General features: G+C 40.9%; 15 protein-coding genes. 1 reads left to right on the plus strand and 14 read right to left on the minus strand.

What is annotated here, in order from left to right:
* Positions 1–392 precede the first annotated feature (392 nt).
* Entirely contained in the window at positions 393–611 is a 219-nt protein-coding gene (locus PGLA_RS27750) for a hypothetical protein (protein ID WP_068538106.1), read from the plus strand.
* A 46-nt stretch (positions 612–657) separates the two neighbouring features.
* Here PGLA_RS27750 and PGLA_RS26015 read toward each other — a convergent pair whose 3' ends face one another.
* The 14 genes from PGLA_RS26015 to PGLA_RS26080 all read right to left on the minus strand — a co-directional run bounded on the left by PGLA_RS26015 (position 658) and on the right by PGLA_RS26080 (position 16,593).
* Positions 658–1,464 carry an alpha/beta hydrolase gene (locus PGLA_RS26015; protein WP_245700366.1) on the minus strand — a complete coding sequence of 269 codons (807 nt, stop codon included), beginning with the start codon at positions 1,462–1,464 and terminating at the stop codon, positions 658–660.
* A gap of 14 nt (positions 1,465–1,478) precedes the next feature.
* The gene (locus PGLA_RS26020) at positions 1,479–2,495 is read right to left on the minus strand and encodes a FecCD family ABC transporter permease (protein WP_068538107.1); all 1,017 of its coding nucleotides are present in this window, start codon (positions 2,493–2,495) and stop codon (positions 1,479–1,481) included.
* Positions 2,488–3,501, minus strand: a complete 1,014-nt coding sequence (locus tag PGLA_RS26025; protein WP_068538108.1) for a FecCD family ABC transporter permease — start codon at positions 3,499–3,501, stop codon at positions 2,488–2,490. The genes PGLA_RS26020 and PGLA_RS26025 overlap by 8 nt, the downstream gene beginning before the upstream one ends.
* Before the next feature lie 10 nt (positions 3,502–3,511).
* The gene (locus PGLA_RS26030) at positions 3,512–4,462 is read right to left on the minus strand and encodes an ABC transporter substrate-binding protein (RefSeq protein ID WP_068538196.1); all 951 of its coding nucleotides are present in this window, start codon (positions 4,460–4,462) and stop codon (positions 3,512–3,514) included.
* Positions 4,463–4,598: 136 nt separating this feature from the next.
* A complete protein-coding gene (locus tag PGLA_RS26035; RefSeq protein WP_068538109.1) occupies positions 4,599–5,357 on the minus strand; it encodes an alpha/beta hydrolase in 759 nt (252 codons plus the stop codon).
* 256 nt (positions 5,358–5,613) lie between these two features.
* Positions 5,614–6,066: an OsmC family protein gene (locus PGLA_RS26040; protein ID WP_068538110.1), complete on the minus strand. Its 453-nt coding sequence runs from the start codon at positions 6,064–6,066 to the stop codon at positions 5,614–5,616.
* Positions 6,067–6,091: 25 nt separating this feature from the next.
* Entirely contained in the window at positions 6,092–6,838 is a 747-nt protein-coding gene (locus tag PGLA_RS26045; protein ID WP_068538111.1) for an ABC transporter permease, read from the minus strand.
* Positions 6,839–6,866: 28 nt separating this feature from the next.
* Positions 6,867–7,904, minus strand: a complete 1,038-nt coding sequence (locus tag PGLA_RS26050) for an ABC transporter substrate-binding protein (RefSeq protein WP_068538112.1) — start codon at positions 7,902–7,904, stop codon at positions 6,867–6,869.
* Between the two features lie 17 nt (positions 7,905–7,921).
* On the minus strand, positions 7,922–8,716 hold the full coding sequence (locus PGLA_RS26055) for an ABC transporter ATP-binding protein (protein WP_245700370.1): 795 nt from the start codon (positions 8,714–8,716) through the stop codon (positions 7,922–7,924).
* A gap of 297 nt (positions 8,717–9,013) precedes the next feature.
* Positions 9,014–11,239, minus strand: a complete 2,226-nt coding sequence (locus PGLA_RS26060; protein ID WP_068538113.1) for an amylo-alpha-1,6-glucosidase — start codon at positions 11,237–11,239, stop codon at positions 9,014–9,016.
* 25 nt (positions 11,240–11,264) lie between these two features.
* Positions 11,265–12,932, minus strand: a complete 1,668-nt coding sequence (locus PGLA_RS26065) for a glycoside hydrolase family 13 protein (protein WP_068538114.1) — start codon at positions 12,930–12,932, stop codon at positions 11,265–11,267.
* 140 nt (positions 12,933–13,072) lie between these two features.
* Positions 13,073–13,678, minus strand: a complete 606-nt coding sequence (locus PGLA_RS26070; protein WP_342671712.1) for a carbohydrate ABC transporter permease — start codon at positions 13,676–13,678, stop codon at positions 13,073–13,075.
* A gap of 290 nt (positions 13,679–13,968) precedes the next feature.
* On the minus strand, positions 13,969–14,859 hold the full coding sequence (locus tag PGLA_RS26075) for an ABC transporter permease (protein WP_068538116.1): 891 nt from the start codon (positions 14,857–14,859) through the stop codon (positions 13,969–13,971).
* A gap of 21 nt (positions 14,860–14,880) precedes the next feature.
* Complete coding sequence (locus PGLA_RS26080; RefSeq protein ID WP_068538117.1) at positions 14,881–16,593, minus strand: type 2 periplasmic-binding domain-containing protein; 1,713 nt, start codon at positions 16,591–16,593, stop codon at positions 14,881–14,883.
* Positions 16,594–16,760: the final 167 nt, after the last annotated feature.

A 16,760-nucleotide genomic window follows, 5' to 3' on the forward strand; every position in this document is an offset into this window, starting at 1 on the left:
ATAATAAAATAGGAACACTTGTTCTTGTTTTAGTTGTAGAAATACGTTTCAAATTTCCCTATACATAAATTGATATAAAACGTATAGAAGGGAGAGGTTTTTTTGGAGGCACAACAGAGTGTATATGAGCGTTATAAAACGGAGGTTTATCGTATTGGATGGCGATTACAATATCGAGCCAAAATCATTAAAAACCGGGAATGTTCATTCTATGGAGTCGAACCTGCTGCAGTAAACTTTACCACTTCTATTGATAATAAATTATTGATTCAGCAGCTCATAGAACCCTTACCACCCTATGGAAAGATCATCCTTTATAAACTCTACATCCAAGATCAGACAGAATCGGAAGTCGCTCGTCAACTACAAATGAGTCAACAGGCGGTGAACAAATGGAAGAGAAAAATGATACACAAACTATCACAGACAGCGAATTCCTAGACTTACTGCGTTCGGCAAGGCAAGATGATCCTGAGTCCATGTTGGAACTCATAGAACTGTTTAAAGGTGACTTTCTTCGTTTAAGCAAGTTTATCCATATGCCTCAAGAAGATGCGATATCTCAAATCATTGTAGAGTTTCTTGAATTTATTAAGCGTAGTGAGGATTGAATCTACATTTAAAAGCGCGTACCGATGTAATATCGGCACGCGCTTTTTACTCTTCCTTCACCTGAGAACAACCAAATCGGAACATTCTACTCATAACGGAAGGGACCACTGAGGAATGGTTTTCTTCGAGAGCCGTGTACATTTCTACAGGTCGTTGATGCTTTTGCAGTACCTGCGTCAGCTTCTCTGCATCCTCAACCATAAATCCTTCTTCTCCTCCAACAGTGATAAGTACATTGTTATCAATAGCAACAGTCGTATTCACGGCATATTTCTGTGCATACATCAGCAGTTCATGATCGTTCCACCACACGGATGGGCTAGAACTAAGGTAAGCTTGGAATAACTCTGGTCTTGTGAATTTCACCCATAGTGTGAAATAGCCCGCCAAGGAGTGACCGAACAGGCATTGTTTTGAGGCATCGATTGGATAATGCATTTTGACGTAAGGCTTTAATTCCTCTTCGACAAAGGCGAGGAAGTTCTCTGCTCCCCCATGCGAACCAAGATCACCTCCCTTTCCCTTTAATCGAGGTGGATAAATATATTCCTTCGAAATCGCTGTGAAATCATGAAATCTTTTCTGAGAACAGTCTGATTCCTGATGACCAATTCCAATTACGATCGCTGGATCGATATGTGTTTTGGGAGCATTTCGCGATTGAAGTTTTACAACATCTCGTGCGATTTGAAAATAGGAGTTACCATCAAGAACATAATAAACCGAATACCCTCCTGGTGGAATCTCTCCCTCTGGAACGAACACCCGAATATCATAGGTATAATTTACTTTCTCTGACGTGAACTGAATATGATCCGTGTGCGAGAGAATTAGTTCTGATACTTTTTGCACTTATTCTCCACTCCTTAAGCCTTTGATTTGATTAGCAAGTATAAAAAGTAAGGTATACCAATAATCGATACGACAATTCCGACTGGTAATTCTGATGGTTCGAACACTGTTTTGCTAATATAGTCTGAGAATACTAATAGCAACATACCAACTGCAGCACTTGTAGGCATGATGAATCGGTGGCGAAGACCAACAAGACTTCTAGCGATATGTGGTGCCATTAGTCCGACAAAACCTATGCTCCCAGATACCGATACACAAGCACTAACCAATCCTACACTAGCTAATAGTAAAATGATTTTTTCCTTTTCAATTGCGATTCCAAGGCTTTTAACACTACTCTCTTCAAGCTGTAAATAATCCAGTAAGTGTGCCTTATGATAAATAACTATGCTTAATAGAACGATCCAAGGTAGCATCGATAAGACGAACGTCCAGTTGGCGTTATATATACTACCTGCCATCCATACTGAGGCCATCTCGAAATCTTGTGGATTCATCTTTAATGAAAGATACATAGATAACGCACCAAATCCACTATTAATCGCAATCCCAGTTAAGATCAATCGTTGCATATCCGTCCGACCATTTTTTCTAGAAAAAATAAGAATGAGTACTGCTGCAAGCGCACCACCAACAAAGCCGAAGAGAGGCATCATCATAATGGATGACCAACTACCACCTGTCGCATGCTTTGCTGTCATTTGAAAGAAAAACATAAATAGAACAATCGAAGCCCCAGCTCCGGCATTAATACCTAGAATCCCTGGATCAGCAAGACCATTTCTCGTTACCCCTTGCAAAACCGTTCCTGCAATACCAAGCCCAATTCCAACAAGCATCGCAATAACGATACGAGGAAGACGGAATTGAAAAATAACGAGGTCATACTTTGGATTGGGTTCGATCCGAAGTAAGGTTTGAAGTACTTCCCATACACTCATATCGAAGGATCCATTCGTTATATGGAAATAAAATGCCACACACGTTAGCAGAAGGATCGTAGCTAAAGTTAGTAGAAATCTACGCACTCTGTCTCCCTCCTTTCTTACGAATTAGATAGAGAAAGAAGGGCACACCGATGATTGCAGTGACAACTCCGATTGGTGTTTCAAACGGGAAATTGATAAATCGGCTAACGATGTCACAGAAGGCAAGAAAGACGGCACCAATCATCGCTGCGCAAGGAATGATATATCGATAGTCAACTCCAACAATAAATCTAGTAATATGAGGGATAACAAGTCCGACAAATGCGATTTTCCCTACGAGGGCCACCGATGTACCTGTTAGAAATACGACTGATAGTATACTTAAGGCTTTCACCCATTTCGTTCGTTGTCCTAATCCAACGGCAATATCCTCCCCTAGAGAAGCTACCGTAATCGACTTGGAAGAGAGTAATGCCAATAATAATCCTACAATACCAAACGGAATCGCAAGCCGTAACATATCTGGCTGTACAGCATGAATTTTGGAATTGTACCAAATACTGATTGTTTGCGAAACTTGGAAATACATAGCAATAGCAGAAGCTATACTACTTAAGAAAGTACCAATGACAGTACCGATAATAGCTAGTCTAACGGGAGACAAACCATTTCTAACAAGCGAGCCAAGACCAAATACTAAGCCAGCTCCAAGTGCTGAGCCTAACATGGATAGTAGGATCATCTGGTAATTAGATATACCAGGAAAAAAGACGATAGCTAGTGTAACGATAAATGCTGAGCCATCATTAACCCCCATAATAGAAGGTGAAGCTAAATAATTTCTAGTTACTCCTTGCATAACCGCTCCTGCCACCGCTAAAAAAGCACCCACTAGCAAGGCGGCAACGACACGCGGAATTCGTGAAGATACAATAATGTTATGATCCACATTACCTTCATCGAACTGCGTTATCGCTTGCCAAGCAGTAAGTGCTGAAATGTCCTTTGTACCGTAAAGGATTGATATTACGATGGCGAGGAGAATGAAGAAAGGAGAAGTAACCATGATTAGTGTCGGTATCTTGTTTGTTTTCTTCGCCTCCATCGTACGCACCTTATTTCAATAGATTTTCAATCGCTGCTTCCAAAAACTTCACCTTTGACCAAGCTGTTCCGCCTTGCGCTAGTGGATCAACCACATTTACGAACACATGGTTATTCTTAGCCGCTTCAATGCTTTTGAAGATTGGATTATTCAACAGTTCATCCAGAGCAGCAGGGGCATCTGTATTTTCAGATGTTTCATACTGTAGGAAGATATAGTCTGGGTTTACCTCAGCCAGTGCTTCTATTGAAAGCTCGGCTTGTGCATCTGTTCCTGTGAGAATAGCAGGTGCGGTCACACCCAGATCTTCATAAATAACAGGGTTCAAATATACTGTTGCAGGGTAGGCATTGATAGAACCTGCACGGATACGAAGCACAAGTATTGTTTTATCCTTTATAGATTCGCTGATTTTAAGTTTTGCCTCAGCAGCCTTGGCATCATAATCGGTAATAATCTTGGAAGCTTCAGACTCTTTCCCTGTTAACTGACCAAGAAGCGTAAGGTTTTCTTTCCAATTCGTTGAAATATGAGAATAAGGAATCATCGTTTGAATTTTATTCAATGCCTCAGCAACTTCGTCACCAAATTTAGATGTACCCAGTATCACGTCCGGATTCAAAGCTAAAATTGCCTCATTGTTAGGTGTACGTTTGTCACCAACAAGTGCAGCTCCAGCTAGCTCATTCTCAAGATATTTAGGAATAGCATCACCAATTGACAGTACACCGGTTGGTTTGATCCCAAGGATTGCTGCATCTTCCATGGACTCCAGACTTGCCGCCACAATATTGTTCACTTGCGCTGGTAAAGTATATTCTTTTCCAATATATGTAATTGTTTGTTCTGTAGCCGTAACTTCTGCTGCCGGTTCAACCTTATCTTCTTTTGCTGTTGTCGATGAATCCAATGGTGCAACTACAGTTTCCTTACTAGAATCACTACATGCAGCTAGACTCATAGCTAGTAGTACGGTCGTAGATAAAACGAATAATTTTTTCACTTTAATTCTCTCCCCTTAATAGTTGATATTGTAATTCTAACGATATTGATTATCATTATCAACCAAATAATGTGAACAAACTGTGTCACTGTTTTTATCCCGGAAATAAAAAGGACAATCCCCGAATACAATACAAAATGAAATAAGAATCCTCATGTGTCCCCTCAGGATCACTCTCGAAGCGAATTTGCTTAGATGGTGACTCTAGTTTTTCATACAAGATATCATAGCCAATGTTATTACTTGTGATCATATGTCTTTGAATATTAGTCTTAGTTATACCTTCCATATCACCAATATACATATACGCTTGCAAGGTAGGATCTAGTTGATCTGAACGCATGAATTCAATAAATCCCTCATACCAAAGTGAGCTCGATAGAAGCATGAACTTTTTAAACAGCGTATTCTTTTTATACATCGCGTAGATCGAGATTAGCCCTCCTAAGGAAGCACCACCTATCGCTCGATCATTAGGATCCGTCGATATTCGATAATGTGTCCTAATCCATGGGAGGATTTCATGTTCTATTGTATGTAAGTAAGCGTCACCTTCTCCAGCGAAGGGGGGATATTTGTCTGCTAAAGCTGGTTGAGGCCATGGTGTATATTCATCGTTTCGTCGCTCGGAGTAGATACCTGCAAGGATAATAGGAGCTGCAATTCCCTTTCGAACATTCTCTTCAATGAATATTAGACTATCCTTAAATAGAAAATCTCCGTCCTGCAACAATATGATCGGAAAGTCATGATGTGGCAGAAGATCGTATTCCTTGGGTAAATATATCGTAATGTTCCGCTCATTACAGCAAATCTCCGATATAGTCCCTTCTATTAATGAGTTAACAGTCATAGTAATTCACCTTTCTCTGAAAATAAAAAATAAGTAGGTATCGATCTCCCCCTGTACTCAATCCTAGGGATTTCGCAACATACGAAAAAAGAATATCTATAATTGATTTGTACAGTAATGATTATAATTGATAATGATTATCAATTTCAAGACATTTATTCAATTACCAGATTAATCGGTGCTACCACATCATATCCACAAGTTGCTACAAACAAAAACGGGTCCCATATAGGACCCGCTTCGTGGATATATTTCATTATGTACAGCAATTACCGCCTTCTAGTGTACAACTGCTAACGGCCATAGGCGCATCCGTTGGGTCAGACTCGTTATAGCTGATCGTGATATGAGGACCTACCGTACGCAGAACCTTGCAATTGTTCTTCACATGCTGCAAAAGGGTTACTTTCTGTTTAGTCGTTAGTTCTCCTGTGAAAGTGACTCTAAAGTCTATCGCAGAAATATCCCCATTCTGATCTACCGTATCTTCCGCAGTAACGGATACATCAGTGAGCGGTAAAGCATGCTGCTCCGCATAGCGAAGTAATGTCATTACCGAGCACGACGACAATCCTATGAGCCATAACTCGGTCGGACGGAATCCTAAATCCTCGCCTCCGCGCTCCACGCTTTGATCGACGGTTACCGTGCGATTCTGCGCATGTGCCACATGTAAAAACCGTTTCACGCGCTCCAAATAAATTTTCATAAAGGTACCCTCCTTATGGGTTGTATTATCCCTTAAGCGCCCATGATGCAAACCGTTTCTTCAACGGATACAACAAAGCAAATTCAAACACCATGGCCAATATACCAATTGTGATGATCCCCACCATGACTAACGGGGAATTGCCGATTTGTCCGCTTGAAGAGATAAGCCATCCGATACCTGCACTTCCACCGATCATCTCTGCTGCAACAAGTGAACGCCACGCGATTCCGAATCCTACTACTATACCAGTGAACGCTGCCGGCATGACCTCAGGTAGATACACATGCCATGCCAACTGAAGGCGATTAGCACCAAGCGTCTGAGCAGCTCGAATGTGCGTTATTTTGATTCGTTCCATTCCTTGGGTTACATTGACGAGTATTGGAAAAAATGCAGCTATCACAATGACAGCTATCATCGGTGCATTCCCCAAATCCAGCATCAAAATAAGCAATGGAGCCCATGCCATTGGCGGCGTTGCCTGAAACAGCATGGTCATCGGAGATAAAAATTGCCGAAATGCTTTGCTTATACCCGCTAGCAGTCCTAACACGAATGCAGAAACGGCCGCAATTGCAAACCCGGAGAATAATCGGTAAAGACTGAGCCCGATGTGGTGGTAATAATCTGGGGAAATGAGCTGTTTCTTAAGCTCAAGCCAGGTACTCCAAGGCCCCGGAAATATTATTGGAGGATAATTCCTTGCAACCAACATCCATACAATGATGATAAAAGGGATGGCAAGTATGCCGAAATGAAATTTTTTCATGATTTTCCCCCTGCCTTCGTAGGCCCGGTTATTTAACCCAAGTTGTATCGATGATCGTAGATACATCGAGCTGTTTTTCGATGGATTTAATGGTTAAGCTATTATCTGCCACCTCTTGGTAATATTTCAGGTCCTCATCGCTAAATTTATATTCGAACTTGTTCCGTTTCAAAGCTTGCGTGATTACCTCAGTCGGAGTGTACGTTTTATCCGTTCCTTTAATTTCCGGCACGTTAAATGCTTTGGCCAACGCCTCGGCATTTTCGTTCACGTTGTGATTCAAATCATCGATCGAAGCAATATGACCTTGAATGAATTTCTTCACAGCCTCGGGTTGTTCCTTTAGGAACGCATTCGAACCAAGCACGACAAACGCCGGGTCTGGAAGCTCCTGCACGACCTTGAGTCCCCGTAGCTCTGCAAAGGTCAGGAACGGCTCACCGGCCACTGCCGCATCAATTGTTCCGTTTGTAATCGCAGTCTCCATGTTAGGCGTCTCCATTTGTACTAATGTGACGGATTGATCGTTCAGCTGTCCTTCTGGAAGTAATACAGCACGGATTAGATAATCTACGCCGCTACCTTTAACAAGGTTGCCAAGCTTTTTTCCCTTAAGGTCAGCCACTTGTGTTATACCAGATGTTTCTTTCGTGAACAGTCCATTTTTCCCTTGATCCACTTTAGCAATGATTGTGAACTCTGCTCCACGTGAGCCCCAGTTGACGGCTGCCGGCATGCCCGCATATGCTATGTCCAACTTCCCTGAGGATAGCGCCTTGTACAAATCCGGGCCATTCTTAAAGGAAAAGAACTCCGCCTTTAATCCCTGTTTATCGAGCAACTTCTTCTCTTTGGCAACAATAGCTGGTGCAGCCGCGATCAGATTCACATATCCGACCTTGATCTCCTGTACTTGCCCCGTTTGCGCTCCATCCTTACCTTGATCTGCTGATGCTTCGGACTGATTGTTACTGCTTGAGCTTCCGCATCCAGCGGTAAGTGCCGCTACCAGCACAAGACTTCCTACCATACTGAGCAATTTGGCGTATCCTGATCTCTTTTTCATGGTTACAATCCCCTTCTTTATATCCCAGAGCCTTCTGACTCGTAGTAGATTTGAAAATCATATCTTAAATCCTTCATTAACTGCTTCTTATATTCATTAAAATACGATGACACCCTAATTTCCGGGATTCTTGGTCTTCCCAAACCAATATTCACAATGTTATGAACTTGCCCGTGATCATCAAACACCACAACTCGATCCGATAAATATATCGCCTCATCAATGCTGTGGGTAACCAAAATAACGGTCATTCCCGTCTCCTTCTGGATACGGAGCAATTCCTCTTGAAGGGATTCCCTCGTCTGTTCGTCCAAAGCACTGAACGGCTCATCCATCAGAAGAATACTTGGTTTAGTTACCAATGTTCGAGCTATCGCTACTCGCTGCTTCATCCCGCCAGACAGGTCTGCAATGCTTTTATGCTCAAACCCAGTAAGTCCAACCATCTGAATGGCTTCCTTGCTACGCTCCACTCTTTCCTTTTTACTAATTCCAGCCATTCGTAATCCAAAAGCAACATTGTCCAGTACGCTGAGCCAAGGGAATAAAGCTAAATCCTGAAATACAAATCCCCGATCTGGTCCTGGCTTGCTCACCTGCCGGCCATTAATAACAATGTTTCCTTGCTTCGGTTGTATGTACCCGGCAATCACGTTGAGCAGAGAGCTTTTGCCGCAACCACTTTTACCGATAATACTGATAAATTCACCTTGATTAACCGTTAGATGTACATCGCTAATGATGCTTTTATTGTCCTCATAAGATACATGGATATGGTTAATTTCTAACATGGAAGTTCCCGTGTGTGACAAGGTCATCTCCCCTTTCTAATTACAACTATGCCGATATGAATTATTATATAAATTAGCACTAAATGGTTGTAAGCGTCAAGAAAAATATGTAAACATTATATAAATTCCTCTTATACCTCTAAATAACGACCTCAGGGAGGAAAGGTATCCTGTTCGCCATTACCAAAAGTAAAAGTAACTAAAAAAGAAAAAAGGCGATTTCCCATTCAATTCTGAATGAAAGGTCGCCTTTATTTCTTATATTTCCAAAGAGACGGATACCCGTATCTTAAGGGGCATGTAGCCGTTTCTTCTTGTTTACAGCTTAATAACCGGATGATTCTCTAAACCCATTGGCGTCGCGAAATCGACATCTGCTAGCCATTGATTATTGCGCTCATCTTGCTGGGCACGTGATGTAGATTTGGATACATGAATCTCCTTAACAACATTACGATTTGCATCCCGTAGCGTAAGCGTTAAGCTATCTTCTGTCTGGCATACGATTAATTCTGAATCAGATTCAACATCAATCTGTACAATCTCGAACGGTGATATGTCAATCACAGCTTGGATGGCAATGTCATTAAAGGTATAACGGTAAGTTCTTTCGGGTTCGCTTGCGTAGCTTGCTTCAATCTGTCCCTTTCCAACCTTCACATGATAATCCAACACTTTTAACTCTTCAGGAATTCTAGGAGCTATCGTGAGTGTATGATTGATCAAATCTGGCCGGATGCCTAAAAAGTACTGGTACCACACACGTAACTGCTCGGCATTGGACCAAGCTTGTAAATACGCTCCAGTAAGTTTTGCCCAGTCCTGACCTTCTTGAGGATATGCGTCCATATTCTCGCACAGTCCACCAACGACACCTAGAGTCAAGGCTTGCCAGTTCATGTTCTTGAAAAGCTTATAGGCGGTATCGATTTGCCCAACTTCAATCATACGCTGCATGGCAATACCATTCAGCCAGGTCCAAACCGTACCATTATGATAAGCTTCGTCTTTCGGGTAATGATGTGTTAAATGAAACGGATGGAAAAAAGGATGATTTCTGTCCAGAGAAGCTACACCCCATGGATATACTAGTTCTTCCCATGCCGTACGAGTCGCTTTACATTTAAAGTCAGGGTCTTCAAACATTTCAAAAGCAAATAATTGATTCGGTCGCAGAGAGAATTCCGGTTGGTCTTCTGCATTCAATCGATCTGCCAAATATGGATGACTTTGATCCCGGAAATCGATCTCAAAATTACTTTTCAATCTTTCGGCAATGCCGTTCCATTTAGCAACATTTACCGCATCATTCATATATTCAGCAAAGTATACACCCGCCCGTAGCTGATTATACCAAAGTGCTTGAATGTCATTGGCACGGGTATCTCTTGGAGAGTAAGATTCCAGATTGGCATCCCGGGCATCCATCCATGTTTCATTATCTGCGTGCATAAGGTATCCCTTATCATCAACCCAGTACTTAATGGAGCCCTCTATACTGTTTTGTACAGTAGAGTAAAGCTCTCCTATGATTGCAGTGTCTCCTGAATATTTAACATAATCCTGCAATTGGATAATTAAGCGTGGTGTACCGTCGGTTGTGTGGTAGTCAATATTCTCAGGAGCAAGAATATTGGGCACTCTGCCGAAATATTTAGAATCTTCGTCCGTGTTCTGAAATTCTGCAAATGACAGCAAGATATTTCTGGCGGTCTCGAATTGTCCCGTAACTAACGTTGCTCCTGGAAGTGAAATGAATTGGTCCCGTCCCCAGTATTCATTAAACCAAGGTAACCCAGCATAAATACCATCACCCTGTTGTCGAGTCACCAATTGGTCCATGGTGATACTCATCCAATTCAATGCCAAGGTAAGCGTGTCATTATCACTTGTTATATATGCATTTTGGTGCAAGAAATCTTCCATACGCTTAAACCGTTCATTTTTCAGACTCATACTATTGTGTCTCGTATCATGAATCAAGGCTACTGCTTCATCTGTCGTCTTGCCCACAGCAATATAAAATCCACCAGCAGCAGAATCGGTATACAGGATTTGATGTTCAAGCTGCAATGGCTGGCTGTTTTTTGAACTTACAGCAATGATCCAATCTCCCCCCATGGAGCGAAAGAAGGCGATATCATCTTGTTGGTTCAAATATTCAACATTTTCTCCCTTTAAGGAAATTCCGATGGCTTGTTCTGCACCGGCAAGATTAATTTCTATTATATTCTTATAATCAAACATCCAAAGCTCTTCCGTTAGACCTTTATGCGTACGAATCATCTTATAAGGGTATACCCAGACTTCAGAATTTCGATTATCCAGCATAGTATCGCCTGTAAATAGCGTGTACCCACCAAAAATTCTATTCTTAGCAATATTCATTCCCTCAAAGAAAGCATGTTCCACATGATTGGTCTCATGAGATTGCGTAAAGTAATAGGCTGCCTCCTTATTCGTGAAAGAGACTGCGCGATTAGCTTCGATGGGTACGAATATTTTCATTTCATTCAATATAGATGTATTTGGTTGATTATTCATTCGTATTAACCTCCTAGTTAAAATGCTATGCTTCTATTTGATATACTCTTGCTTCATAAGGACGCAGGGACAATCTATTCTCACAATCCGCATAGTTAGCAAGACATAACGTAACAGCGGATAGATTACAATCATTCTCATTGAGTTCCACTACATTGTCAGATAAGTTCGTGATGATCAGCACCTGTTCATCGTTTAATGTACGCGTATAGGCATATACTGTTGGATGATCCGGTAACAGAAGATCATAGATACCATATGTGAGAATATCATTCTCTTTTTTCATCTTGATCATCTTCTTATAGAAATTAAGAACGGAACCTTCGTCTTGAAGCTGATCGCGAACATTAATATGTTTATAGTTTTCATTTACACCAATCCAAGGTTTACCTGTCGTAAAACCTGCGTTTTCTTCCGAAGACCACTGCATAGGCGTTCTTGAATTATCTCGGCTTGAGGCCCAAATGATCTTCATAATTTCTTCATGAGGAATACCTTCTTCTCTCTTCAACCGATACATATTCCGATCAGCTACATCATCGTATGCTTCAATCGTTTGGAATTGAACGTTCGTCATCCCAAGTTCCTGTCCTTGATAAATAAAAGGAGTGCCTTGCATAAAGAAATACATGGTTGCGAGAGCCGTCGCACTTTCATACCAATACTCATCGTCATTACCCCATACGGAGACTCTTCTGGCTTGGTCATGATTCTCAATAAACAAAGCATTCCAACCGATGCCTTCAAGCGATTTCTGCCACTTCGTTAATGTTCTTTTCAAACCTACAACATCTAGGTTTCTGCCTTCACTTGTATGGTTCCATAACCCCATGTGCTCGAATTGGAATACCATATTGAACTTGCCTTTATCCTCACAGATCCAATCGATCAAGTCTTCGGGATCATCCGTACTCACGCCATTGGCTTCCCCAACCGTCATAACATCGTATTTAGAAAATGTTTCTTCTTTTAATTCTTGTAAATATCGTTGTATCCCCTTCACGTTCATATGTTTCTCATAGGAGGCTACATATTCCAGACCTTCTGGATTATTAATATCCAGCAAACCCTCTTCTTTATGAATGTGGCTGATGGCATCCACACGGAAGCCATCAATCCCCTTATCTAGCCACCAATTAATCATTTGGTAAATCGATTGACGAACCTCTTGATTAGTCCAGTTCAGATCAGGCTGTTTCTCAGAAAAAATATGAAGATAATATTGATCTGTCACATCATCATGTTTCCAAGCAGAACCGCTGAAAATACTTTCCCAATTGTTCGGTTCCTCACCTTTTTTTCCATCTCTCCAAATATACCAATCCCGCTTCGGATTTCCCTTCGAAGATCGTGATTCAACAAACCATGGATGCTCATCGCTCGTATGATTGATAACGAGGTCAATAATTAACTTCATGTCTCTCTTATGGACTTCCTCCAACAAGAGATCGAAATCTTTCATCGTACCGAACTCATCCATGATGTCTTGATAATCACTAATATCATATCCATTATCATCATTGGGGGATTTATACATCGGACAGATCCAAATGACGTCAATTCCAAGATCCTTAATATAATCTAGCTTGGATATCATCCCTTGAATATCGCCGATTCCATCTCCATTCGAATCCATAAAGCTTCTAGGATACACTTGATAACCTATTGCTTCTTTCCACCATGTCTTTTTCATTGTCTCTCTCTCAAACCTTTCTCATCTGCGATTATATCTGCTTAACTTTTATGTTCATTAATGATTCATTTTAAATACTAAGCCGCTATGAACTTTCATAGCGGCCGCATATAAACATCTTATATTTATTAGATACTAGCCTATTCCTTAACAGATCCAACTACGATCCCTGATACGAAATACTTCTGCATAAAAGGATAAATAATAAGTAGCGGCAATGTAGAAACCACAATTTTGGCTGCGTTCAAAGTCTTATCAGAAACTTTTGCTAATTCCATCAGTTTTTGCGGATCCGTTATGTTCTGAACTTCCACGCTAAGTTGCTGGATATAAGTTTGCAAAGGATAATTCGAAGCTTTATTAATATACACTAAAGCACCAAAATAATCATTCCAATGAGCAACGATAGTAAACAACATAACCGTGGCCAGCGTAGGCATTACCACTGGAAGATAAATACGCACTAAGATTCTCCACTGCGTAGCTCCATCTATTGTTGCAGCTTCTTCCAATGACTTCGGCACGGCACGGAATGCATTCATAAGCAAAATTACATTACCAATAGGTACTGCCCCAGGTAAGATCAACGCCCAAATGGAGTCCAAAAGATGAAGCTCTTTGACTACCATAAAGGTTGGGATCAGACCACCCGAGAATAACATGGCGAAAATAACGAGATTCATGTAAACTTTCTGTCCACGAAATTGTCTTGAACTTTTAGATAACGGATATGCGGTAAGAATCATTAGTCCCATATTGACAATCAGACCAAAGAAAACCCGTTCTACCGAAATCATAAAAGAACGCCAAAACTGGGTATCCGACAACAGTTTTTCATACGAGCTGAATGTCGGATTGACTGGAAAAATACTTACAATGTTTGCGGAAGCCGCCGCGTTGTCACTGAAGGATATAGCTACTAGGTTGACTAAAGGAATAAGACAGGACAAGGTAAAGGCGAGCAGCAATGTCCAAATTATACAATCGGCAATGCGACTCTTAACTTTTTCAGCAGTAATGAGAGCCTCCTCCTTTTTCAGAAAATACGATAATCTGTAAGTTTTTTAGCCAATTTGTTGGCGGAAAGAATTAATATAATACCGACTATCGAACGTAGTAGACCGACTGCCGTACCCAAGCTATATTGTCTCTCCACGAGTCCCACCCGATAAACATAGGTGTCAATGATATCGGCTGTTTCGTACACAAGCGGATTATACAGATTGAAAATTTGGTCAAAGCCGGCATTCAATACGTTAGGTAAGTTTAAAGTCGTAACTAGTAAAATCGTAGGCATTAAACCGGGTAGCGTGATATACCACAGCTGTTTAAATCGATTAGCTCCATCAATGGAAGCCGCCTCGTATTGCCCTGGGTCGATAGATGTTAGAGACGCCAGATATATGATTGAACCATATCCGAAGCCCTTCCATACATCCGTAAATACTAGCATAGATCTAAACCAGTCATTGCTAGCCATAAATAAGACCGGATCGATACCAAACCATCCTAATACTGCATTTACCGGACCTTCGTATGAGAATATATTCATCACGACGGTAGCCAATATAGCCCATGACAAGAAATTCGGCAGATAAACAACCGTCTGCATGAATTTCTTAGCGGAACGAACACGAATCTCATTTAATAGTAAAGCGAAAGAAATGGATACAATTGTGCCTACAATTATTTTCCATACAGCGATGACGATTGTATTAGAAAAAATTTGTTTACTGTCTGGAATTTGAAGCATAAACTTAAAATTATCAAGCCCCACCCATGACGAACCACTGATTCCTTTAGCGGGAATATAGTTTTGAAATGCCATCACAATACCAAACATCGGTATAAATGAGAAAATAATTAGGAATATCATTCCTGGTGCTAACATGAGGTGGAACGCTGTCTGATCTTTTTTATTTTTCATTTAGGATCAACTCTTTCAACGTCATTTGGATGTAATTGCTTCATTGACTTCCTTCGTGATGACTTCTCCGCCCGTTTTGTTCCAGCTAACCACAAATTGATCGAATGCGTCAGGAGTCTGATCTCCAGTAATGATCTTCAAATACATTTCAAGCTCCATTTTTGATAATGTTGGCCATTTCAATGGCATGGAACGCGTACTTCCGAAGAATACCGGACTTACTTCCTTGATGTTTGATTCTTTAACCATATTAGCCGTCGTAATACTGGACTCATAACCTGCCCATGCGTTTGAATCCGGTTTTGCTCCACTTTTCTCATCATCAAGGAATTTCTTGTATGAGTTATAAGCGCTAATATCATTATTGCTCACTAATTTACTTGGATCTCCAGTTGCTAATGCTTCTTTCATAATGTCGACATTACGGTAAAAGGCATCATAATAATCAACGTTAATTGTGATTGGATATCCTCCAACGGTAAGTGAACTATAGTCTGCAAATTGTTTTAATGCTTTTTCATCTTTTTCTTGATATCTCTGATAGTCAAATTGAAGACTAATCATTTTGGTTGCTAGTTCAGGATGTTCGAAGCCTTTACGAACAACAAGATAACTGCTTGAAGGATTGCCTGTGAACATCGTAACCGATCCATCCTCCGATTGTGGTGCTACATAAGGAACCCACTTCGCATCCGGATTTAGTTTAAGAGAGTCCGCTACAGTCCAACTTCCCCACCAGTTATCTAGGAACGCTCCACTTTTCCCACTAGTAAGTAGTGCTTTGCGATCATCACCTGTACGTACAGCTAACTGACGATCGATCAAACCTTTCTTATACATATCAGCAATCTTTCTAAGCGCAGGTTTCATTTCCGGTTGAACCGATCCGTATACGGCTTGTCCGCTTCCGTTATCAATCCATTGTTTCGGGTACGCGCCATACAACGAGAAGATGTTATTCAATGAATATTGACCTCCAGATACTCCGGCAACGTTCTCATTATCAACAACAAGACCAACCGTTTTTCCAGCTCCGTTTCCACCTGGGTCTTTTTCTACGAACTGCGTAAGGATATGTTCGATATCCTGCATAGATTTAGGATCTTCAAGTCCTAATTTGTCCATCCAGTCTTTACGCAACCACAGGATACCAGGACCACGAGAGATTTCAGTCGTAGGAATCGCCATTAACTTGCCGTCAAATGTTGCATTTTCTAAAACACGCCCACCGTAAGAATCATAAATTTCCTTGATTCTATCACTGGCTGTATTCTTATAGGCATCCGTAAGATCGGCAATGAGATCGTTTTCATAAAGCTGTTGTAATGTCGCATAATCAGGAACAACCATAAGATCCGGAATTTCGCCACTTACGATGGCCATAGAAACCTTTTGGCTATAGTCTGTTCCATCATTCGCTTCGAATTTTGGTGAATTTTGGATGTTTAGCTTGTCCTTGAAATATCTTGTCCATACATTGTTTGTAGCATTGTCACCTTCATATGGTGATCCATCAAGTAGTGTAAAGTTAGTCGCCGTCTGTCCTACTGTATAGTTAACGGTTTCAGGAAATGCGCCAAAAGGGGTCGTTTTTGCTTCTACCCATGCTGGATCCTTCGCATTTGTACCTGCAGAATCATTATTTGCATTGTTAGTACTCGAACAACCGACAACGGTTACAGCTAATACTGTTGCTAATAAAATCGTAAATGTACGTTTTGTTTTTAATAACATAATAAGAACCTCCCAATAGTAACCATCTGGATGTAATAGATAGCAATCTTAAAGCGCCGGCTAGCTTTTAAAGCTAAATGTAGTTTACTTCTTTATTTTAAGATTGTTCTCATCGATCGTATACACAAATTAATTGTGTTTTATACCAAAAAATACTCGCTTTTAGC

This window comes from Paenibacillus glacialis (genome assembly GCF_001637205.1).
GTDB classification, from domain to species: Bacteria; Bacillota; Bacilli; order Paenibacillales; family Paenibacillaceae; genus Paenibacillus_AQ; species Paenibacillus_AQ glacialis.